This is a genomic window from Belliella baltica DSM 15883, assembly GCF_000265405.1.
Lineage (GTDB): Bacteria > Bacteroidota > Bacteroidia > Cytophagales > Cyclobacteriaceae > Belliella > Belliella baltica.
In genome coordinates this window covers 2,521,305-2,543,250 of the sequence record NC_018010.1, presented here as the reverse complement: position 1 = coordinate 2,543,250, position 21,946 = coordinate 2,521,305, and the positions used below count along the sequence as shown (strand labels likewise).

17 protein-coding genes are annotated in these 21,946 nt (G+C 37.4%); 1 reads left to right on the top strand and 16 read right to left on the bottom strand.

What is annotated here, in order from left to right; translation table 11 throughout:
- Positions 1-50 precede the first annotated feature (50 nt).
- From BELBA_RS11660 to BELBA_RS11560, 16 genes are all read right to left on the bottom strand, one after another.
- Positions 51-1,361 (bottom strand): nucleotide sugar dehydrogenase, encoded by a 1,311-nt coding sequence (locus BELBA_RS11660; RefSeq protein ID WP_014772898.1) that lies wholly within the window; start codon positions 1,359-1,361, stop codon positions 51-53.
- Positions 1,362-3,131: 1,770 nt separating this feature from the next.
- Positions 3,132-3,569, bottom strand: coding sequence for a PIN domain-containing protein (locus BELBA_RS11635; protein WP_014772896.1), 438 nt, complete (start codon positions 3,567-3,569; stop codon positions 3,132-3,134).
- Complete coding sequence (locus BELBA_RS11630; protein WP_014772895.1) at positions 3,569-3,772, bottom strand: hypothetical protein; 204 nt, start codon at positions 3,770-3,772, stop codon at positions 3,569-3,571. The genes BELBA_RS11635 and BELBA_RS11630 overlap by 1 nt, the downstream gene beginning before the upstream one ends.
- A gap of 246 nt (positions 3,773-4,018) precedes the next feature.
- Positions 4,019-4,411 carry a type II toxin-antitoxin system PemK/MazF family toxin gene (locus BELBA_RS11625; protein WP_014772894.1) on the bottom strand — a complete coding sequence of 131 codons (393 nt, stop codon included), beginning with the start codon at positions 4,409-4,411 and terminating at the stop codon, positions 4,019-4,021.
- Positions 4,401-4,634, bottom strand: coding sequence for a hypothetical protein (locus BELBA_RS11620; RefSeq protein WP_014772893.1), 234 nt, complete (start codon positions 4,632-4,634; stop codon positions 4,401-4,403). The genes BELBA_RS11625 and BELBA_RS11620 overlap by 11 nt, the downstream gene beginning before the upstream one ends.
- A gap of 651 nt (positions 4,635-5,285) precedes the next feature.
- A complete protein-coding gene (locus tag BELBA_RS20495) occupies positions 5,286-5,576 on the bottom strand; it encodes a type II toxin-antitoxin system RelE/ParE family toxin (protein ID WP_014772892.1) in 291 nt (96 codons plus the stop codon).
- Positions 5,577-5,581: 5 nt separating this feature from the next.
- Positions 5,582-5,797, bottom strand: a complete 216-nt coding sequence (locus tag BELBA_RS11610; RefSeq protein ID WP_014772891.1) for an addiction module protein — start codon at positions 5,795-5,797, stop codon at positions 5,582-5,584.
- A 442-nt stretch (positions 5,798-6,239) separates the two neighbouring features.
- Positions 6,240-6,854, bottom strand: coding sequence for a nucleotidyl transferase AbiEii/AbiGii toxin family protein (locus tag BELBA_RS11605; protein WP_014772890.1), 615 nt, complete (start codon positions 6,852-6,854; stop codon positions 6,240-6,242).
- Positions 6,809-7,099 (bottom strand): DUF6922 domain-containing protein, encoded by a 291-nt coding sequence (locus BELBA_RS11600; protein WP_014772889.1) that lies wholly within the window; start codon positions 7,097-7,099, stop codon positions 6,809-6,811. The genes BELBA_RS11605 and BELBA_RS11600 overlap by 46 nt, the downstream gene beginning before the upstream one ends.
- A 229-nt stretch (positions 7,100-7,328) precedes the next feature.
- Positions 7,329-8,645, bottom strand: coding sequence for a UDP-glucose dehydrogenase family protein (locus BELBA_RS11595; RefSeq protein ID WP_014772888.1), 1,317 nt, complete (start codon positions 8,643-8,645; stop codon positions 7,329-7,331).
- 443 nt (positions 8,646-9,088) lie between these two features.
- Positions 9,089-9,469 carry a four helix bundle protein gene (locus BELBA_RS11590; RefSeq protein WP_014772887.1) on the bottom strand — a complete coding sequence of 127 codons (381 nt, stop codon included), beginning with the start codon at positions 9,467-9,469 and terminating at the stop codon, positions 9,089-9,091.
- 455 nt (positions 9,470-9,924) lie between these two features.
- Complete coding sequence (locus BELBA_RS11585; protein ID WP_014772886.1) at positions 9,925-11,037, bottom strand: Wzz/FepE/Etk N-terminal domain-containing protein; 1,113 nt, start codon at positions 11,035-11,037, stop codon at positions 9,925-9,927.
- 510 nt (positions 11,038-11,547) lie between these two features.
- Positions 11,548-11,997 carry a GxxExxY protein gene (locus BELBA_RS11580; protein WP_245531056.1) on the bottom strand — a complete coding sequence of 150 codons (450 nt, stop codon included), beginning with the start codon at positions 11,995-11,997 and terminating at the stop codon, positions 11,548-11,550.
- A gap of 1,255 nt (positions 11,998-13,252) precedes the next feature.
- Positions 13,253-15,847, bottom strand: a complete 2,595-nt coding sequence (locus tag BELBA_RS11570; protein WP_014772883.1) for an SLBB domain-containing protein — start codon at positions 15,845-15,847, stop codon at positions 13,253-13,255.
- Between the two features lie 459 nt (positions 15,848-16,306).
- Positions 16,307-16,678: a GxxExxY protein gene (locus BELBA_RS11565; RefSeq protein WP_014772882.1), complete on the bottom strand. Its 372-nt coding sequence runs from the start codon at positions 16,676-16,678 to the stop codon at positions 16,307-16,309.
- A gap of 171 nt (positions 16,679-16,849) precedes the next feature.
- A complete protein-coding gene (locus BELBA_RS11560; protein WP_041779336.1) occupies positions 16,850-17,362 on the bottom strand; it encodes a helix-turn-helix domain-containing protein in 513 nt (170 codons plus the stop codon).
- A gap of 1,137 nt (positions 17,363-18,499) precedes the next feature.
- Between BELBA_RS11560 and BELBA_RS11555 the strand changes: the two genes are divergently transcribed.
- Positions 18,500-21,721: a S41 family peptidase gene (locus BELBA_RS11555; protein WP_014772880.1), complete on the top strand. Its 3,222-nt coding sequence runs from the start codon at positions 18,500-18,502 to the stop codon at positions 21,719-21,721.
- Positions 21,722-21,946: the final 225 nt, after the last annotated feature.

The window sequence follows — 21,946 nt, the reverse complement described above, 5'->3', positions numbered from 1 at the left end:
TTGAGTTTAAATCAATCAAAATAGCTCCTCAAATTTCTTTTTCCTCTCGACTATAATCTTGCATCTACCTTCTCCTTCTCCAATACACTTTTCACATCGAAGATTACTTGATGATCAGATTTTTGGATGTTCCAGTTTCTGAATTCTTTGTGCGCTACGGCCAAGATTATCGCAGCATATTCAGATAAAATTGGTTTTTTATTTTTATCAAGCATAGAGATGTCATAATCATGCTCTACCTCTTCTCTACTTGCCCAATGGTCATAGACATCTACCTCCATATCGAAAGACTTCAATTCGTTGTAGATATCAATTACTCTTGTATTTCTTACGTCTGGACAATCTTCTTTGAAGGTAAAGCCGAGAATCAATACTTTTGAATCTATAACTTTTAAGTCTTTGCGCATCATGTGTTTGATGGTCTCTGTGGCCACATGCTTGCCCATGGAGTCATTTAGTCTTCTACCTGCTAAAATGATCTCTGGATGGTATCCTACTTCCTGTGCTTTCTGTGCTAAGTAAAAAGGGTCAACTCCAATACAATGTCCTCCAACTAAGCCAGGTTTGAATGGAAGGAAGTTCCATTTGGTTCCCGCGGCTTCTAAGACTTCTTGGGTATCGATATTGAGTAAGTTAAAAATTTTAGAAAGCTCATTGACAAAAGCAATGTTGATGTCTCGTTGAGAGTTTTCTATCACTTTTGCTGCTTCAGCAACTTTGATTGAAGAAGCTTGGTGGGTGCCTGCAGTGATGACAGATTTGTATAGGTCATCTACATAAGTGGCTACTTCTGGAGTAGAACCTGAGGTAACTTTTAAGATTTTGGTGACTGTATGTTCTTTGTCTCCTGGATTGATTCTCTCTGGAGAGTAGCCGGCAAAAAAATCTTCATTGAACTTTAATCCTGAAACTTTCACCAATACTGGAACACATTCTTCTTCTGTGACTCCTGGGTAAACTGTGGATTCATAGATCACCACATCCCCTTTTTTCAAGACCCTTCCAATAGCTTCAGAAGCCTTAAGCATTGGGGTGAGCACAGGCTTATTGTGCTTGTCTGTGGGTGTGGGTACTGTAACTATATAGATGTTACAGGAAGAAATTGGAGGAACTGAACCAGTAATTTGAAGTCCAATTCTTTTTTCTTCTAATTCTTCAGGCGTTTTGACCAAGACTTTTTGGAGGTCTTCATCCTCGACTTCCAAAGTTCTGTCATGGCCTTTTTGTAGCTCCTCCACCCTTTTAGAATCAATATCATAGCCCACAGTTTTGTACCTCTCCGCAAAAGCAACCGCCAAAGGCAGGCCTACGTAACCAAGGCCGATGATGGCGATTTTTGAGTTTTGAAGAGGTATGAGCATGATTTATTATTTTTTGGGACACAAAGAACTCTAAGGGGCACGAAGATCTCAAAGAATTACTTTTGTGAGCTTTGAGGGATTTTGGGAGCTTTGTGTCGCTTTATTATTTTTTGGGACACAAAGAACTCTAAGGGGCACGAAGATCTCAAAGAATTACTTTTGTGAGCTTTGAGGGACTTTGGGAGCTTTGTGACGCTTTATTTTTTTTGGGAACACAAAGAACTCTAAGGGGCACGAAGATCTCAAAGAATTACTTTTGTGCGCTTTGAGGGACTTTGAGAGCTTTGTGACGCTTTATTTTTTTTGGGACACAAAGAACTCTAAGGGGCACGAAGATCTCAAAGATTATTTTTTTGTGGTCATTGAGGGACTTTGTGAGTTTTGTGACGCTTTATTTTTTTTGAACACTAAGAGCTCGAAGGACCACGAAGAGCTCAAAGATTATTTTTTTGTGGGCTTTGAGGGGTTTTGTGACGCTTCTTTTGTTTTTTGGGACACCAAGAACTCTAAGGGGCACGAAGATCTCAAAGAATTACTTTTGTGAGCTTTGAGGGACTTTGTGAGTTTTGTGACGCTTTCCTTTTTTTTGGGAACACAAAGAACTCTAAGGGGCACGAAGATCTCAAAGATTATTTTTTTGTGGGCTTTGAGGGACTTTGTGAGCTTTGTGTCGATTTTTTTTTTTCTTTTTTGGAACACCAAGAACTCTAAGGACCACAAAGAACACTATGAAATAATTTTGTGGTCATTGAGGGACTTTGTGAGTTTTGTGACGCTTTCTTTTTTTTGGAACACTAAGAGCTCTAAGGACCACGAAGAACTCAAAGATTGATTTTTTTGTGGGCTTCGAGGGACTTTGTGAGTTTTGTGACGCTTCTTTTCTTTTTTGGGACACCAAGAACTCTAAGGAGCACAAAGAGCACGATGAATTATTTTTTTGTGGGCTTTGGGCTTCTTTGTGAGTTTTGTGACGCTTTATTATTTTTTGGGACACAAAGAACTCTAAGGGGCACGAAGATCTCAAAGATTGATTTTTTTGTGGGCTTTGAGGGATTTTGGGAGCTTTGTGACACTTTATTTTTTTTTTGGGAACACAAAGAACTCTAAGGACCACGAAGATCACAAAGAATTATTTTTGTGAGCTTTGAGGGACTTTGGGAGCTTTGTGACGCTTTCTTTTTTTTGGAACACTAAGAGCTCGAAGGACCACGAAGAACTCAAAGATTGATTTTTTTGTGGGCTTTTTGAGGGCTTTTGTGAGTTTTGTGACGCTTTCTTTTTTTTGGAACACTAAGAGCTCTAAAGACCACGAAGAACTCAAAGATTGATTTTTTTGTGGGCTTTGAGGGACTTTGGGAGCTTTGTGTCGCTTTATTATTTTTTGGGACACAAAGAACTCTAAGGGGCACGAAGAGCTCAAAGAATTAATTTTGTGCGCTTTGAGGGACTTTGGGAGCTTTGTGTCGCTTTATTATTTTTGGGGACACAAAGAACTCTAAGTAACACAAAGAGCTCTAAGAATTTATTTTTTTGTGGACTTTGAGGGACTTTGGGAGCTTTGTGTCGCTTTCTTTTTTTTGGAACACAAAGAGCTCAAAAGTGGTTATTTGCCCCGAGGGGTCGGGGTTGCTTATTTGAAGTGCTATTTAACGGAATCAGTTAAACGATTAAGCAGTTAAGCGATTAAACTTTATAATGGTTATTTGGTTAGTTGCTTATTTGATGTTCAATTGTGAGGTTCGGTTAAGCGATTAAACTTTTTGTGGTTAATTACAGAATAGCATGATGAAGAAGTTGATTAGTATCAACGAATTTAGTCCAACCTTGCTTTGACATTCCTTTTATTAGTTTTTTATCACCAGTCCACAATGAGGCTCCAAGATAGTCCGTCAAGGCAATGAATTCAGTATCATCTTCATCAACTTCCTTTGTTAAATTGTAGGCATTAAAGAGAAAATCTTTTGGTATTAGCAAAGGATTAATAAAATTGATGTTTTTAGTTAAGATATTAAAGATTCTAAAAAACTCGAATTCTGAATAACCAGCTATTTTCTTAAGTTTTTCAGCGTGAGAATATATCTCTTCTTTTAGTGATTGCGAAGAATAAAAAGTCAATTTATTAAAACTAAGAAGCAGAACTTTTGCGAGATTACCATCACTATTAAGCATTCCACTGAATACGATATTGGAATCTACGACTATGTTCATTAGTCAATTTTTGATTTTAGCCTCTCCCATCTTCCTCTTTTTGCATCACTAACTATATTCTGTACTTCATTACTATCAGAATTTTTAAAACCTGACAACTCCAAATACTCAAGCCAATCACTAATTGCTTGAATTTCAATTAGACTGAGTTTTTTTGAGTCTAACTTGAAAGTAATCTGATCTTCTTTTCTTTTAATAATCATGATCTTGATTTTTTCTTTATCTAGTTTGATAACTTATATTGAATATAATAGGTTTTATGTAGTTTATCAAGTTTGATTTAATAGTGATGTGGTTTCGTTTAGTTGAAGTGAAAGGTGAAAGGTTGGGTTTGTGAGTTTTGTGGTGCTTTCTTTTTTTTCTTGGGCAACTAAGAGCACTAAGAATCACAAAGAGCCATCCCTAGCGGGAGGCAGGCACGAAGATTGACTTTGTGAGCTTTGTGGAACTTAGTGGTCTTTGTGACGCTTTATTTTTCCGCTAATAATACTACCATCTCCATCAAGGTCTAGGAGGATTTTTAGGTTTTCTTTGACTTGATTTGCTAATGGGCTTGGGATATTTCCTATTTTCTTAACCAACCTTTTATTGTCAATAGCTCTGATTTGATCGATCATGATATCACAATCTTCTTTTACTTTCGCAACTCCTTTTTTCAAATGGACTCTTAATATTTTACTTTGAAGTTGAACATTGGTAGTAATTGGGCAAATTAAAGTAGAAGGATGGACTTCATTGAGTAAGTTCGTTTGCACAATCAATACAGGTCTTGTTTTACCAGCTTCCGTTCCAAATCTTGGATCCAAATTAGCTACCCAAACTTCATCTTTTCTAGCCTTCATCCTCCTCTAAACTTTCAAATTCATTCAGAATAGCCATTGACTCTTTAGCTACAAGTTTCGATTCTAAGATTAATTGCTTTTTCAGGAATTTCTTTTGTTGAATATTATTATAGTATTGTATTGCTTCATTGAAGTAACGGTTTCTTGGCATTTTAATTTTATTCAAAAGCTCCTCTGTTTCTTCAAAAACAAGGTCATCTAATTTAAGAGATAATGTTTTCATAATTTTGGAAGTAGTATATATCAAAAGTATATACTTTAAATTAAATATAAAAGTTTAGGGAGTAATATTGGGGGTTTTGTGGTGCTTTCTTTTTTTTTGGGACACCAAGAACTCTAAGGAGCACAAAGAGCACGATGAATTATTTTTTTGTGGGCTTTGGGCTTCTTTGTGAGTTTTGTGACGCTTTCTTTTTTTTGGAACACTAAGAGCTCTAAGGACCACGAAGAACTCAAAGATTGATTTTTTTGTGGGCTTCGAGGGACTTTGTGAGCTTTGTGTCGCTTTATTTCTTTTTGGGAACACAAAGAACTCCAAGTAACACAAAGAGCTCTAAGAGTTTATTTTTTTGTGGACTTTGAGGGACTTTGGGAGCTTTGTGTCGCTTTATTATTTTTTGGGACACTAAGAGCTCTAAGGACCACGAAGAACTCAAAGATTGATTTTTTTGTGGGCTTTGAGGGGCTTTGTGAGTTTTGTGACGCTTCTTTTTTTTTGGGGACACGAAGAGCGCTAAGGATCACGAAGAGCTCAAAAGTGGTTAGTTGCCCCGAGGGGTCGGGGTTGCTTATTTGAAGTGCTATTTAACGGAATCAGTTAAACAATTAAGCGGTTAACCAATTAAACATTCTTGGTTATAGGTACTAACCAGATTTAAGCTCTATTTTCCCAGTAATTTGGTTTTCTGTGTAAATGAGCGATTGCTATAATCAAAATTTCATCCTCTCTTATTTGGTAAATTATTCCAAAAGGAAATTTATTTAATAAACATCTTCTTAATCTTTTTGAAATTGGGGTCCAAGCTGTAGGTTGATTTTGTATTCTTCTTATTCCTTGTCTTACTTCCCTTAAAAAACTTGCTCCGAGTTTCGGTTTTTGAGACTCGTAGAATTCATATGATTGGTCTAATTCGATTTTTGCAAGACTTAAGTAGCGCAAGGTCATTACATTTAGCTTTTCTTCATATTAAAAAACTCTTCATCTGTTAATGCCTTAAGTTTACCTGATTCATAAGCATTTATGCGATTTTCTGATTCTTTTACCCACAATTTATCTACAGAAGGATCTGGTTCATCTAAGCTTTTCAGAAGCTGATCTATGATATTGGCTTTTTCAAGTGGTGGTAACTTCATAAATTGCTTGAGAATTTTTTCGGTATTTTCCATTTTATACAGACTTTAAAGCACTTGGACTAAGTTAACTGATTAATTGTAGAGTTGGTTAGTCAAGAGTCAGAAATAACGATTTTTACAAGATTTGTTTCCATTTAAGAGAACCGAAATCTCGAAGAATTAATTTTTTATGCTTTATGGGGATTCCCTGAGGGAATGAATTTTATTAACCCCGCATGGGAATGCGGTGGAGGTGTGAAGTGGGGAATCGAGAGTTTACTAATTTCCTACGGCGAACGTTTAACGGAAAGAGCGTTAAGCGTTAAAAACGTTAAGCGTTAAGCGTGGGGGTATCGAGAGTTTACTGAGTTTCTACTTTGAACGGTTAATCCGCGGCGGACAAGCTATTTAACGTTGAACGGATATAGCGTTAAGCCTAGATGGACGAGAGGTTCAGTTAAGCGATTAAGCGGTTAATCGATCAAACTATAAATGGTTATTCTATATACTTTTTTGTAGCATTGAGTATAAGTTGCTTGATACTTGACCAGTTATAATCCTCTAGCATGACTGGATCAGGTTGAGATTCAGCATCCTCAAAATAAACCAAACTTCTCAAGACCATCATTTTCATTCCGTCTGGATATTTTTCACTGTAGTATAATATCATATTATCCAAGCCTACTTCCTTTATCAATAATGCAATATCAATGAAGTCTTTCTTAGATCCTCTATTTGTAATTGCAGCCAATTTCATTGCTGCTATATCTTTTATACTTGCCAACTTGATAGGATTTTCTAGGATTGGACCATCAATCCACTTATATGGTAAAGAAACAAAATCTACTTTGACATCATTTATAAAAAATGAATTGATAAATTTTGACTTAGAGACTACTTCTACTTTTCCTATTGTCTTGATTGAAAATAAGATTTCTTCGTGATCCAACGGTTCTGTACTAAAGAAATCTAAATCTATAGATAACCTATGACCAAAGATTAATGCTAATGCAGTACCTCCAACCAACCTATGTTTTGAAAATAATGGTAAGGAAGAAATACTTTTTAATAAATCCAGTGTCTTGGGTTCGACTGTTTGATATTGTAGCACTTGAATTCAGTGATAGGTGTATCTGAAATTTGGGCTAGAAAGTTTGCTGCTTTAATATCTAGTGACTTCAATTCTTTGGCAACCCTAACGATCTTTGCAATACCATACTCTGCAACTATCAATTTCCATTCCTCGAGTGTACCTCTTTCTACAACCCTAGCAATTATAAATGCAATATCCTTTTCTGCATCTAGTGATTGAGGATTTACATCCCAAAATAATCGATTTGATAATTTATTGAGCATGACTCATTTAATTTTTTGGATAAGTTAGGGAATAATAAGTAAAAATAAAAAGGTCTGTTAAAGACAGAAAAAAGAGCGCTAAAGTTGGTTATTTGGTTAGTTGCTTAATTGGTTATTTGATGTTTAATTGTGGGTTTCAGTTAAACGATTAAGCATCCCCTAATTCTGTGGGACAAGACTTAAGCGATTAAACATTCTTAAACACTTAACTTTTAACATTTAACTTCTACTAAACTCCTATTCCATAGTGCTTCCACCCGAGTTCTTCTAGATACTTTTTATCGTAGATGTTGCGGCCGTCGAAGATGACTTTGTTGTTGAGGAGTTTGCCGAGAGCTTCCCAGGATGGGATGCGGAATTCTGACCATTCGGTTACCAACAAAAGTGCGTCAGCATCGACGCAGGCATCATAAGCATCTTTGGCATAGGTAATTTTGTCACCAATATAAATATGCTGAGCTTCTTTCATGGCAATGGGGTCATAGCCTTTAACTTTTGCTCCCGCTGCTATCAACTCCTCTATGATAACTGTTGCAGGAGCTTCTCGCATGTCGTCGGTATTTGGTTTGAAGCTCAAGCCCCAGATGGCGAAGGACATGCCTGAGAGGTCTTCCCCAAAATGATGTTTTATTTTCTTTACCAAAACATGCTTTTGTGCATCATTGACATCCTCTACAGCCTGCAAGACCTTGAGTTCATAGCCGTATTGCTTGCCTGTTTTGATGATGGCTTTGACGTCTTTAGGAAAACATGAACCTCCATAGCCTACCCCAGGATAAATAAACTTGGTTCCAATTCTTGGGTCAGATCCTATGCCCTTGCGGACCATATTGGCATTAGCACCTACCAGTTCGCAGAGGTTTGCGATGTCATTCATAAAAGAGATTTTGGTTGCTAGCATGGCATTGGCCGCATATTTGGTCATCTCAGCGGAAGGGATATCCATGAATATGATGCGGTCTCCATTGAGTTGAAAAGGTTTGTAGAGTCGTTTCATAATGGCCTCTGCCCTTTCATCATCCACACCAATAACAATGCGATCAGGCTTCATAAAGTCTTCTACTGCTGCACCTTCTTTCAGGAATTCTGGATTGGAGGCAACAGCAAAAGGCAAGTCTGAACCTCTTTTGTCTAATGCAGCTTTAATGGCAGCACGAACTTTTTCACCTGTAGTAACTGGCACGGTACTTTTGGTGGCTACTACGATATAGTCTGACATCTTTGCGCCGATCTCGTCTGCTACAGCTAATACATATTTCAAATCTGCCGAACCATCTTCCCCAGGAGGTGTTCCAACTGCTATAAAAGCCACCTCAGAACCTTGAATTGCCTTACCTAAATTGGTGGTAAATTGAAGTCTGCCAGAGGCATAGTTTCTTTTGACAATTTCTTCTAGTCCAGGCTCATAGATAGGCATGATGCCATTTTTGAGACCTTCAATTTTCTTTTGGTCAACGTCAACGCAAGTCACCTGTATCCCTACATCTGCAAAACAAGCTCCTGATACTAGTCCGACGTAGCCGGTACCGATGACTGTGATTTTCATGTTTTTGTAAAGGTTAAGAGTTTAAATGGTTTAATAGGGTTAATTGGTTTTAAGTGAATAAATAGGATTAATAGGGTTAAGAGGTTATTAGGGTTAATTGGGTTAATTGGGTTAAAAGGTTAAATTGAGGAAAAAGTTTAAGTGTTCAAAGAGGGTTAAAAGATTAAAACTTGTACCTCAGTATTGCGAGAAAATTTTTAAGGATAAAGGGATTTTTTGAATGTTAAGCGTTAAACGTTAAAAACGTTAAGCGTGGGGGTATGTGTGAATGATAAAGTCTTCTACGGTTGAACGATTAATCCGCTACGCCACGACCACAGGCGCGGCGGACAAGCTATTTAACGGTGAACGGTAAGAGCGTTAATGCTTCGCATAAAAAGCGTTAAGCGTAGGGATAGTCGTAAACTTGACTTGTACTCTACGTTGAAGACACTTAACAAATTTTACTTATACCCTTTACTTCCACTATTCTTTAACGTCATTATTAATCCTTTGATTTTGAATTTCAATGTTTCTGTTATTTTCAAGATTATATTCAATTGCTCTTGATTGAAAAAATCAGCATCAAATGCCCTATAAGCTTGAGACCTTACTTCTCCACAAGATCCTTTAGCTATATAAAGGAATTGAATAAATTCTCTGTTTCCATCTCTTTCAAAACCCTCCGCGATATTATCCATTACCGAACCAGCAGCACTATTTATTTGGGATACAAATCTAAAATCACTTTTAAATGACTGATTTGTTGCACTAACTCTTATTAAACTAGCCAATTCTCTGGCCATTTGCCAAATTTCAAGGTCTTCGAAAGAGTTTATTGCCATGAGGGGGAGAAGGTTTGTCGTAATATGTTAAGCGCTGGGATAAGCCTAAACTTGACTTGTACTTTACGTTGAACGATTAATCCGCTACGCCACGGTGCACAGGTGCGGCGGACAAGCTATTTAACCCTGAACGGTAGTAGCGTTAATGCTCCGCGTTAAAATCGTTAAGCGTGGGGATAGTCGTAAACTTGACTTGTACTCTACGTTGAACGATTAATCCGCTACGCCACGACCACAGGCGCGGCGGACAAGCTATTTAACGGTGAACGGTAAGAGCGTTAATGCTTCGCGTAAAAAGCGTTAAGCGTAGGGATAGTCGTAAACTTGACTTGTACTCTACGTTGAACGATTAACATTGAACGATTAACGATTAACATCGTCCACTCCGATAGTAATCGGGAACGGGACAAATTTTAACGAATAACATTGAACGATTAACGCTTAACCTCTCCACACTACCCCTCCTTCCATTGTTCTTTCACTCCTCTGAGGAATTCGGAGCCGAAGATGTAGGCTAGGGAGATGATGATGCCCAAGATGGTGAAGATAACTAAAATGAGGGGGCGCTTGGGAGCTGATTTTTCTGTGGGAATGGTGACGGGTTGGATGACGGAGAAGATTGGGGTGTCTTTGGAAACTTGAAGTTTAGCTTGCTCGAGTTGCTTGGCAAGTTCCGTGTAGATGTTGAAAGCAAAATTGTATTCTGCTTCTAATCTTTCCATTTGATTCATGGCAGTGGCTGAGGAGATATTTTGGTTTCGGTCGCGGAAATTTGCTAGTTGAGCTTGAATTTGATCAAATTCTGCTTTTTTCTCAGCAAAGCGTTCTTCCGTGAAATTCAATTGCTCTCGGGCATTGGAAATTTTGTAGGCAATTACTTCATTTTGAAGGAGTTCTTGAGCATACTTGGCCATTTGAGCCGCCATCAAAGGTTCAGGCATTACGAAAGAAAGAGATACAAAGCCTTCTTTTTCATTGGGAGCAACAGATAATTGACCATCTAATCTCTTGAAATGCTCGACCTCTTCTTCATTTAATTTGATCAAATCCCCTTCTTCGGTTTGAACCAGGGTGTCTTCCTGTTTTCCTTTGATTGCTTTGATAATCACCCCGGGAAGACCTAATGTATATTTCTTAATATTTGCCAAAAGCCCTGGTTGCGCAACTTCTTCATAGTATTTGGAATAGGTAACCGTTTCATTCATGCCTTCCACATTGATTGGTGCATTTAAAAGTGCTTTCCTGAATTGGACTGATGAGACGAATTTTGGATACAAGGCAGGTGGAATTTCTGAACCTCCACTCATACCACCCAAATTAATTCCTGCTAAAGAAGCCAATCCACCTAGAGATCCCCCTCCTTTTCCTGATTCGGAAGTTTGTGGGATAAAGGTAGAGGAGGCTGTGAATTCCTTAGGGGAAAGTAATGCAACTGCTAGTCCAATAAGCATAAAGACGAGTGTGATGCTGAAGACTTGCCTGCGCTTTTTCCAAACTGTTTTAGCTAGTTCTAAAAGATCGATTTCGTCTTCGTCGTTTTGGGGATTTGAGGAAGGGTTTGTTGACATAGATTTGTTTTTTTGAGACGCTTATTTTTTGGGACACGAAGAGCTCGAAGGAGCACAAAGACCTCAAAGAATTATTTTATTGTGCTTTGAGGGACTTTGGGAGTTTGTGACGCTTTTCTTTTTTTTGGGACACTAAGAGCTCAAAGTAGCACAAAGACCTCAAAGATATTTTTTGTGTGCTTTGAGGGACTTTGGGAGTTTTGTGACGCTTTTCTTTTTTTTGGGACACTAAGAACTCTAAGAGACACGAAGATCTCGAAGAATTTTTTGGTGTGCTTTGAGGAACTTAGTGATTTTTGTGACGCTTAATTTTTTTTGGAACACAATGAACTCTAAGGAGCATAAAGAGCTCTAAGTATTAATTTTGTTTACTCCTATGTAGCTTTTGTTTGGGAACACTAAGAGTACAAAGAAACTCAAAGAACATTAAAATTGACATTGTGCGCTTTGTGGAACTTGGTGGGCTTTGTGTCGCTTATTTTTTTTTGGGATGATTTTATTATAATATCTTTATAGGATTACTCTTTTGATGTTACCTTTTAAAATTTTGGACTTCCAATTAATAATCAAACCCAGTTTGTTTTCTGTAAGCTTTAAATATGTTAAAAGTTGAGCTTTATGCACATCGGTTATTTTTTCTACTGTCTTATTTTCAATGATCAACCTATTTTCAATGATCATATCAATTCGATATGCTTTTTCAAGTTCAATTTCTTTATATTTTAAAGGCAGTAATACTTCTTCTTCAACCAGAAGTCCAACTTTACCTAATTCGTATTTAAGACATTTTTGATAAGTTGACTCCAATAATCCTGGACCTAAATTTCTATGAACTTCAATTGCGCAACCAATAGTGGTATGTGCAAGGTCTTCGGTATCTAGAGATAAAGGAAACATGATTTTTTTTTGAATTTGTGAAGATTGGTGAGCTTTGTGGCGCTTTTCTTTTTTTTGGGACACTAAGAGCTCTAAGAGGCACTAAGAGCTCAAAGATATTTTTTGTGTGCTTTGAGGAACTTGGTGAGTTTTGTGTCGCTTTATTTTTTGGAACACAAAGATCTCTAAGAAGCTCAAAGAGCACAATGAATTACTTTTTTGTGTACTTTGTGGAACTTGGTGGGCTTTGTGTCGCTTTTTCTTTTTTTTGAACACTAAGCTCTCTAAGGAGCACAAAGAACTCTAAGATTGACTTTGTGGGCTTTGTGGAACTTGGTGAGCTTTGTGGCGCTTTTCTTTTTTTTGGGACACTAAGAGCTCAAAGTAGCACAAAGACCTCAAAGATATTTTTTGTGTGCTTTGAGGAACTTGGTGAGTTTTGTGTCGCTTTATTTTTTCTTATGGGACACGAAGAGCTCTAAGGAGCACTAAGATCTCAAAGGATTATTTTAGTGTGCTTTGAGGGACTTGGTGGGCTTTGTGGCGCTTTTCTTTTTTTTGGGACACTAAGAGCTCAAAGTAGCACAAAGACCTCAAAGATATTTTTTGTGTGCTTTGAGGAACTTGGTGAGTTTTGTGTCGCTTTATTTTTTCTTATGGGACACGAAGAGCTCTAAGGAGCACTAAGATCTCAAAGGATTATTTTAGTGTGCTTTGAGGGACTTGGTGGGCTTTGTGTCGCTTTTATTTTTTGGAACACAAAACACTCGAATAAGCACAAAGAGCACAATGAATTACTTTTTTGTGTACTTTGTGGAACTTGGTGAGCTTTGTGGCGCTTTTCTTTTTTTTGGGACACTAAGAGCTCAAAGTAGCACAAAGACCTCAAAGATATTTTTTGTGTGCTTTGAGGAACTTGGTGAGTTTTGTGTCGCTTTTATTTTTTGGAACACAAAGATCTCTAAGAAGCTCAAAGAGCACAATGAATTACTTTTTTGTGTGCTTTGTGGAACTTGGTGAGCTTTGTGACGCTTTTCTTTTTTTTGGGACACTAAGAACTCTAAGAGGCACTAAGAGCTCAAAGATATTTTTTGTGTGCTTTGAGGAACTTGGTGAGTTTTGTGTCGCTTTATTTTTTCTTATGGGACACGAAGAGCTCTAAGGAGCACTAAGATCTCAAAGGATTATTTTAGTGTGCTTTGAGGGACTTTGGGAGCTTTGTGTCGCTTTTTTATTTTTGGAACCATCCCCCCGCAATTCTGCGGGGCAGGCCTACTGGAGGCAGGCCATCCCCCCGCAATTCTGCGGGGCAGGCCTTCGGGAGGTAAACACGAAGAACTTATCGTGTTAGGTTATTGATTAGGAGTGCTAGGGTGGCGAGGCTGGTGCCGAGGCCAATCCAACCTTGGGCGGAGAGTGGTTCTCTGTCTGGCTTGCGAGGGACGATGATTTCTGCTCCAGGTTCTATATGAGGATAAAAATTAAAGAAAAGAACTTTTCTTGTTCTTTGAACATCCCCATTGGCATAAACAACATAAGATCGGTCTTTTCTAGAACTTTCTGTAAATCCACCTGCTCTGGAAATGTAGTTTTTGAAACCTGATCTGTCTCTGTATCTAGCTGTGGTAGGAAATAGTACTTCTCCACGCATTCTTACCGTCTGCAATTCTTTAGGAATAGAGATGACATCCCCTTCCTGCAGAATAAGATCATTGGCTCCACCTGGGTTAGTTATAATAGCTTGCAGGTCAATCCCAACCATTTCTGTTGTTTTTATTTCAATATTTCCAGAGTCTCTCTCAGCAATGGTTTGAATAGTTTGTCTTCTGAAATCATCTGAAATCAAGCCACCTTTTTTATTGGCCTGATCACTTCCTTTTTCTTCAATCTTCTCATCAATTCTTTCAAGTAGGATTTTATCAAACTCTGTTCTGTCTAAACTGTCTCTAGCAATACTGGATTTTACAGAGGTAAGGTTTTGATTTTTGATTTCGTTTTCACTAGGTGAATTATAGAATTCATTTTTTCTAATGAGTGTTGCACCTTTCGCGTATGCGAACTGATTTAGACCACCCGCTCGTTTGAGTATATCAGATATTTTTTCATTTGTATTTGATAATGCATATTCTCCAGGAAAGAAAACCTCACCTTCTACACTGACTAATTTTTCTCTTTGGAATCCAGGGCTTCTACGAATAATGACATGATCAAAAGGCTGCAAAATTAGGTCTGCATTTTGACCACTTATTCTCAAATCCTTATCGATATCTATTCTAATTATTTCTGCTAATTTGCCAGATATATCATCTTTGACTCTCCTTGCAATTTCTATTTGCGAAGAGGAAGCTGATTCCTTAAAGCCTCCAGCTTTCAAAACGAGATCTGCTACTTTCATGTTTTCACCATAAGGAAATGCTCCAGGCTTATTGACATCACCAGAAATTTTAATATAATATTCTTCCCTTAGATCATAAATACTGGGGATATTTAGAACATCCTCTCTACGTAAGGTTACGTCATCAGCCTCACCATTAACAACAGCTTTAATATTAATAGGTAAAATTTCAAGGGAAAAATCTGCTTTGGTTCTATATAACGTTGCTCTATTGAGGAACGCATCTTCCCTTAGCCCATCTGCTTTGGAAATCAGCTGGGTAAGGGTCATCCCCTCCTCTAAGGCGAAAATTCCTGGTCGCATCAGTGCACCAGATGCTTGAACTCTATTTTCGAATCTATTCAAAATTTGTCCAACTCTAAATACATCTCCATCCTGAGGCATAAATAATTCGAAATTGACCACATCAACATCTTCTACTTTGAATTCAGCATCTGTTTTCCGGGTCACTGTCAACCTTTCTTTATAAGCTTCAGATTTAAATCCACCTGCGAAGGCTATAATATCTGCTATGGTTTCCCTAGATTTCACTTCGAATAGTCCTTCTCTTCTTACCGGCCCCATGATTTCGACTCTATTTCTCACTGGTGGAACGATTATCACGTCATTATCTCTGAGGGTGATATTTGAAGTATTTTGCCCCTTGATAATAAAATCATAAATATCAATTTCAGTGAGAAGCTTGCTGTCTCTATATACTTGAATATGTCTAAAAGAACCATTTTCGTTTGGTCCTCCTGCTGCAAATAGCGCATTAAAAGGTGAAGAAAATGAAGGTAAAGTATAATTACCCGGTTTATTCAGTTCACCTGCCATTGCAATGTTGACGGTTCGGATATCTCCCAATCTCAATTCCATATAAGTATTCGGGTCACTTCCTGCAAGACCTGAATAGATTTTAGTCAAGGCTAATTTAATTCTTGAAGTTGCAGCTGAGATTGTAGAACCTCCTACCTGAATTGGGCCAACATTAGGAATAAGGATTCTTCCCTCTGGGCTTACTTGTAGGTCATAAGATTGAGAAGAAGCACCATAAATATCAATCAAGAGTTGGTCTCCCCCACCGATAGAATAATTTTGAGGTGTAGGTATATTAAGGCTTGGGTTAAAATTGAGTTCTTTGTTATGAAATAGTGTATAACCAAAGATTTTCTTTTGTAATGGAGTTAGATTTTTATAAGGGTCTTCATACCTATTTTCTTCAAAATCAAACCCGAAGTCTTCATCCATTCCTTCCACTTGTCTGCCCTGAGTCCTTTTCTCTTGAGTATCCTCTTTTGAGAATCTTCTTCCACTTCTAATAGCAGAAATTCGCTGTTGGAGTTTGGAAATTTCACCAGCAGGCATCCCACGTTCGCGAGCCAAAGCGAAAAGCTGTTGTTCGTTCATGCCTGAAGACTCCGATCTCTTTATCAACTCTTCCACTTGAGCATCAGAAAGGTTATCTACTTTAATAGAACCAATATCAGAGATGGATTGAGCTACCACGATACTTTGTATAAAGAAAAACAAAAGTGGGAGGAAGTATTTTTTTAACATAGAATTATTTGATAAGGGCATGGGAAATGATTTGACCACGAATTATTATGATTATGCGAATTTTTTAAAGTCAGGCTATAAGATGGATTAATCAATTAAATATAAGTAAAACTGAGAAACCACCGATGAAATTAATTGAGCTGAAGCTCGGGGATTATACGAAACGGTGACCACGAATTATTCGAATTGTACGAATTTTTAGGAAGTTTGACTTTTGATTTTGGATGCTTCAAGCTAACAATTGAACTAATTGGTTATTTATAAATTATTTGAGCTGAAGCTCGGGGATTATACGAAACGGTGACCACGAATTATTTGAATTGTACGAATTATGGAGGTATTTGATTTTTTGCTCTTGGATGCCCAATGTTTTTGATTGAACTCCTTGGTTTTTTTATTTATTAATTGAGCTGAAGCTCGGGAATTATGCTAAAGTAGACTATTGACTAAATATCTTACTTACAAAACAATCCTTTTATATTCTAATGACAAAGCACCGAAATTTATTAGAATCCCTAACTTAAATCCTGTTGCTTTTAAATAATTGAATATTTGAGAAGTATGTTCAGGTGACAGTTCAGATATCGCTTTCAGTTCCAAAATTATTTTATCGTAGCAAATGAAATCTGCAACAAAATATTTAGAAAGCATTCTATTTTTATAGTCAATTGGAAGTGATGCTTCCCTTAAATATGGAATTTTATATGCAGCAAGTTCAATTTCAAGTGCTTCTTGATATACACTTTCCAAAAATCCCTTACCTAGTTCTTTATGAACTTCCATGGCAGCTCCTATGATGTTGTATGATTCATTTTTATAGATTAAACCCATATTTATATCCGATGAATATCATATTGAGTTTACAAAATATTAAAATAGGTTAATTAGTTAAATTCGAATAATCCGTGGTTAATTTTCAATAAGTGGTAACAGCTTCGCCCGGTCGGTCACAGGAGTGCCTAGCGGGAGGGGCTAATAAGAAACAGGAAGATAGGAAAAAAATCAGTCCTGTATTTGATAGATCAAGAGTGCTTCTGGATCGGTGATATTTTGTTGTATTTTAAAGCTTACTTTTTTATGAATCAAATTCTGAAGTTTGTCTGAGATGGTTTCCAAATACTCTTCATTCAAATCGCAACCTGTAATTTGAACCTCAATGATACCTGAGTCAATACCTCTGGCATAATCGCCTACAAGAGCTACTTGATAAACTTTTCCCATTCTCTCCAAAACTGTTGCCAAGAGTTTGTCAAGGCCTAAATATTTTCTTATCAGGTCTTGGATATTGGAAAAGAAAGGATGGTGAATATTGGCTTGGTAATCGATTTTGTTTTTATCAGCCACTTTAAGCAAATAACCTGCTTCAGACAGGTTATTCAATTCTTTTCTTATGGCGTTCGTAGATTCTCCAAATTCATCGGCAAGACCTCGCAAATGTCCTTGATTTTTAGGGTTGCTAAAAAACTTAATTAAAAGTTTCAGTCTAGTCTTGGAAGTGATCAAAGATTCTAACATGAAAAGATTTCGAATACCGAGTAACAAAAGTACTCGCTTGAATATAAATAGCAAAGGAAATATTTAGATATTTTGGTTATATGGTTATTGGGTTAATTGGTTAATTAGGTTAAAAGAGGTTAAAGGGGAAAGGGTTATTTTTTTGGCCACAAAGAGCGCGAAGAAGCACAAAGGGCTCGAAGTGGTTATTTGGTTATTTGCTTAATTGATGTGCTGTTTGAGAGATTCAGTTAAACAAATAAGCAATTAAACGATTAAACTTTAGTTGGTTATTTGAAAAAAAATAGGGAAAAGGAGAAAGGTTAAGTGTTCTCGCTAAGGGCGGTAAGGAGCAAAGAACGCAAAAGGTTGAATTGAGTTGACTGAGTTAATTAAGTGATTCGTTAACTAAGGGAATTGGGTAATTGAATAACTGAGTAATTGGTTAGAAGGTGTAAGAGATTAAAGGGTTAAAATAGATTAAAGGGAAAAGGGTTATTTTTTTGGCCACAAAGAGCGCGAAGGAACACAAAGGACTCGAAGTGGTTATTTGCTTATTTGGTTATTTGCTTAATTGATGTGCTGTTTGAGAGATTCAGTTAAACAAATAAGCAATTAAACGATTAAACTTTGGTTGGTTATTTGAAAAAGAATAAGGAAAAGGAGAAAGGTTAAGTGTTCTCGCTAAGGGCGGTAAGGGGCAAAGAACGCAAAAGGTTGAATTGAGTTATTGAAGTGATTTGTTAACTAGGGATTGGACAATTGAGTAAATGGGTAATTGGTTAGAAAGTTTAAGAGATTAAAAGGTTAAAAGGGTTAATTGGTTATGTGCTTAACTGATTAGGGACAGGGTTAAATTAGAAAGGAAAAAAGAGATCAAAAATCTTTTAATTACACCGAGATCCGCAGAGGAGGCACAGAGCTTCACCGAGGATAAAGGAAAGATAAAAGCAAAAGTAAGAAGAGTGAAAATAGATGAAATTTCGGATTTTCAGAACGCTCAATCTTGTGCCTCGAAATTATATAGATTTTCGTTTTTGGAGATAAAAAACCGCTTGTAAATTCTATTGAAATTTTTTCAAGAGAATAATTATCTTTGATTTTAAGGCTTGTGTATTAAGGCCAAAAAACTTAAAATCAAATAATCATCCTCAGAATATGAAATTAAAATCTTTACTCTTAACGCTGTTGGTTTGCTTTCAGCTATCAGTGCTTTTTGCGCGGGAAAATCAAGGTTATTATATGCATCCAGATATTCACAGGGATGTAATTGTTTTTGTGGCAGAAGGTGATATTTGGAAAGTAGCAAGTGAAGGTGGTCAAGCTAGTAGGTTAACCACACATCCTGGAGAAGAGCGCTTTCCAAAAATTTCTCCTGATGGAAAATGGGTTGCTTATGCTGCTTCCTATGAAGGACCAACGGAAGTTTATCTGATTCCTATCCAAGGAGGGATTCCGAAAAGATTGACTTATGAGGCCTCCCCATCTGTTCCAACGGCGTGGAAATCCGCCACTGAATTGGCCTATGTGACCAATCAATATGCTACTTTACCTAGACTTCATACAATTACCATTGATATTGAAACGGGAAAAAGTACCACACTACCATTGGAAATGGCTGCGGAAGGGAGTTTCTCGGATGACGGTAACACGTACTTTTTTGTAAGACCAACATTTCATAACAACGTCACCAAGCGTTATGAAGGAGGTACAGCAAGACAGGTTTGGAAATATACAAATGGTGATGAAGAAGCCATTAAACTTACTAAGAATTACAAAGGTGAAGATCATCACCCAACTTATCATGAAGGCCGTGTTTACTTTTTATCTTCCCGAGATGGGATAGTGAATGTTTGGTCTATGAATGTGGATGGTGAAGACTTGAAGCAACATACCCAACAAGAGCACTATGATGTGAGAGAAGCTTCATTTTCAGAAGGGAAAATCGCATATCGAGTTGGTGCTGATATCCATATTTTTGATATTAAAAGTGGTGAAGATCAGAAGTTAGCTGTTTCCTTGAATTCTGACTTTGACCAAATGCGTGAGAAATGGGTTGACAATCCTGAAAGTTACATTACTGGAATTTCTGTAAGTAATGAGGGTGACAAAGTAGCTCTAACAGCTAGAGGGAGATCTTTTATTTTCCCTACAAAGCAAGGAAGAAGAGTGAGATTAGATAGAAAAGATGGCGTTCGCTTGAGAGATGCTACCTTCTCAGTAGACGGTAAGGAAATTTTTGTGTTTTCCGATGAAAGCGGTGAATTTGAAATTCATCAGTACAATGCTTTAGGATTGGATACTGGGAAGAAAATTACCAGTAATGGAAATACACTAAGATTTAACCTTACTCCATCACCTGATGTAAAAAAACTAGCTTTTACTGATTTGAACAAAGACTTATGGGTTTTAGATTTGGCCTCAGGAAAGCAAGTCAAAGCCTCCACAAATCGAGAAGGTGTGAGCGGGTCTTTTGTTTGGTCACCTGACAGCCAATGGATCGCTTTTTCTCAATCTGCATCCAATACTTTTAATCAGATCTTCGCTTTTAAAGTGAGTTCAGAAAAACATATTGCCATTACTTCGGACAGAGCAAACAGCGTCTATCCACAATGGAGCACAGATGGAAACTGGATCTATTTCATGTCTGACAGGAATTTTGAAACGAGGGTAAATTCACCTTGGGGAACAAGACAGCCTGAGCCTTTCTGGGAAAAGCAGATGAAAATCTATCACATTTCTCTCAAAAAAGACTTGGTTTCACCTTTTCATTACAATCATGAATTAAAAAAAGAGGAGAAAAAAGCTGAGGGTGAAGTTCAAGTTGTGATAGAAGAGGAAGGTTTGATGCAGCGATTGAGAGAAGTGCCTGTTCCAGCTGGAAATTACAGCAATTTGGTTTTGACAGACAAGGCACTTTATTACCAAAGTGAGGCAAATGGAGGTGGAAAGAATTCAATCATGATGACGCCATTAAGTTCTAAGGTAGAACAAAAAGTATTTGCTGACAATATTCGTCGATTTGTTACTTCAGCTAATAATAAATACATGTTGATTACTGTTGGAAGCAACCATCATGTAGTGGAGATCAAAACTTCTCCAGTTGGTGATTTGGCAGAGAGCAAATTGGATTTAAGTAATTGGAAATTTTCAATTGATCCCAGAGAAGATTGGAGGCAGTTATACAGAGATGCATGGAGAATGGAGCGAGATTACTATTATGACCCAAACATGCATGGAGTGGATTGGGACAAAATGTACGAAAAATATCTTCCTTTAGCTGAAAGAGTGACGAGTAGAGCTGAACTTTCAGATGTAATTGGAGAATTAATTGGGGAATTGAGTGTGCTACATACAAGTGTTGGTGGCGGAGATTTAAGGAGAGGAGATGAACAGATCAACCTTGGTCTTTTAGGCGCAAGATTTTCCAAAAATGAAATGTTGAAAGGGTTTCAAGTAGATTATATTTATCAAAGTGATCCAGACTATCCGGATGAAATGTCACCACTCTCCCATCCCGACATCCAAATCAATGTTGGAGATGTAATTACTCATGTTGATGGTCAGGAAGTATTGGCTGCTTCTGATATTAATTATTATTTGAGGGATAAGGCTGGGCAGCAAGTTAGACTGAGTTTGGTTTCTGAAAAAGGAGCAAAGCTAGAAGATAGAATTATCATTCCGATGAATTCAAGAGCTGAGTCAAACTTGAGATATAATGATTGGGAATATTCACGAAGACTAGCCGCTGAAGAAGCTTCAGATGGAGCTATTGGATACGTTCACCTGAGAGCAATGACAGGTTCTGATATCAGCCAATGGTACAGAGATTTCTATCCACAGTTCAAAAAATCGGGATTGATCATTGATGTAAGAAATAATAGAGGTGGGAATATCGATAGTTTTATCTTAGAAAAATTGATGCGTGAAGCGTTCTTTTATTGGAAAAACAGAGAAGGAGAACCCTATTGGAACATGCAATATGCTTTCAGAGGTCATCTTGTGTTGTTGGTTGATGAATTTACAGCATCAGACGGGGAAGCTTTTGCCGAAGGTTTTAGAAGGTTGAATTTAGGCAAATCCATCGGAGCGAGAACTTGGGGAGGGGAAGTTTGGCTTTCCGGCTCCAATACCCTTTCTGACAATGGTGTAGCTAGGGCACCTATGATGGGTGTGTATGGAGAAGAGGGCGAGTGGCTGATTGAAGGGGAAGGTTTTATTCCAGATATAGAGGTGATCAATTTACCCAAAGCCACTTTCGAAGGAAAGGATGCTCAATTAGATGCTGCAATCAAGCATTTGAAAGAATTGATCAAAGAAGACCCAAGAACAGTTCCAAGTCCTCCTGCTTATCCTGATAAGTCTTTTAGGAACAACTGAGAGAAAGGATGAAGGCTGAAAAAGGGTTAATTGGTTAATTGGGTTGAATTGGTTCAATGAGGGAAAAGGAAAAAGGAGATTGAATTGGCAACAAAGAGCTCGAAGTGGTTAGTTGCTTATTTGGTTAATTGCTTTAATTGATGTGCTTCTTGAGAGATTCAGTTAAGCAAATAAGCAGTTAAACAATGAAACAACCTTTGATTGTTAGTTAAAAAAAATAGGTAA

Bases quoted from the DNA above. Each gene is read 5' to 3' on its own strand.
- BELBA_RS11570 (WP_014772883.1), bottom strand. From the start codon at position 15,847: ATGTTAAAAAAATACTTCCTCCCACTTTTGTTTTTCTTTATACAAAGT.
- BELBA_RS11620 (WP_014772893.1), bottom strand. From the start codon at position 4,634: ATGAAAACATTATCTCTTAAATTAGATGACCTTGTTTTTGAAGAAACA.
- BELBA_RS11635 (WP_014772896.1), bottom strand. From the start codon at position 3,569: ATGAACATAGTCGTAGATTCCAATATCGTATTCAGTGGAATGCTTAAT.
- BELBA_RS11625 (WP_014772894.1), bottom strand. From the start codon at position 4,411: ATGAAGGCTAGAAAAGATGAAGTTTGGGTAGCTAATTTGGATCCAAGA.
- BELBA_RS11565 (WP_014772882.1), bottom strand. From the start codon at position 16,678: ATGGGTTTAATCTATAAAAATGAATCATACAACATCATAGGAGCTGCC.
- BELBA_RS11660 (WP_014772898.1), bottom strand. From the start codon at position 1,361: ATGCTCATACCTCTTCAAAACTCAAAAATCGCCATCATCGGCCTTGGT.
- BELBA_RS11630 (WP_014772895.1), bottom strand. From the start codon at position 3,772: ATGATTATTAAAAGAAAAGAAGATCAGATTACTTTCAAGTTAGACTCA.
- BELBA_RS11585 (WP_014772886.1), bottom strand. From the start codon at position 11,037: ATGTCAACAAACCCTTCCTCAAATCCCCAAAACGACGAAGACGAAATC.
- BELBA_RS11595 (WP_014772888.1), bottom strand. From the start codon at position 8,645: ATGAAAATCACAGTCATCGGTACCGGCTACGTCGGACTAGTATCAGGA.
- BELBA_RS11610 (WP_014772891.1), bottom strand. From the start codon at position 5,797: ATGGAAAATACCGAAAAAATTCTCAAGCAATTTATGAAGTTACCACCA.
- BELBA_RS11560 (WP_041779336.1), bottom strand. From the start codon at position 17,362: ATGTTAGAATCTTTGATCACTTCCAAGACTAGACTGAAACTTTTAATT.
- BELBA_RS11600 (WP_014772889.1), bottom strand. From the start codon at position 7,099: ATGCTCAATAAATTATCAAATCGATTATTTTGGGATGTAAATCCTCAA.
- BELBA_RS11555 (WP_014772880.1), top strand. From the start codon at position 18,500: ATGAAATTAAAATCTTTACTCTTAACGCTGTTGGTTTGCTTTCAGCTA.
- BELBA_RS11590 (WP_014772887.1), bottom strand. From the start codon at position 9,469: ATGGCAATAAACTCTTTCGAAGACCTTGAAATTTGGCAAATGGCCAGA.
- BELBA_RS20495 (WP_014772892.1), bottom strand. From the start codon at position 5,576: ATGACCTTGCGCTACTTAAGTCTTGCAAAAATCGAATTAGACCAATCA.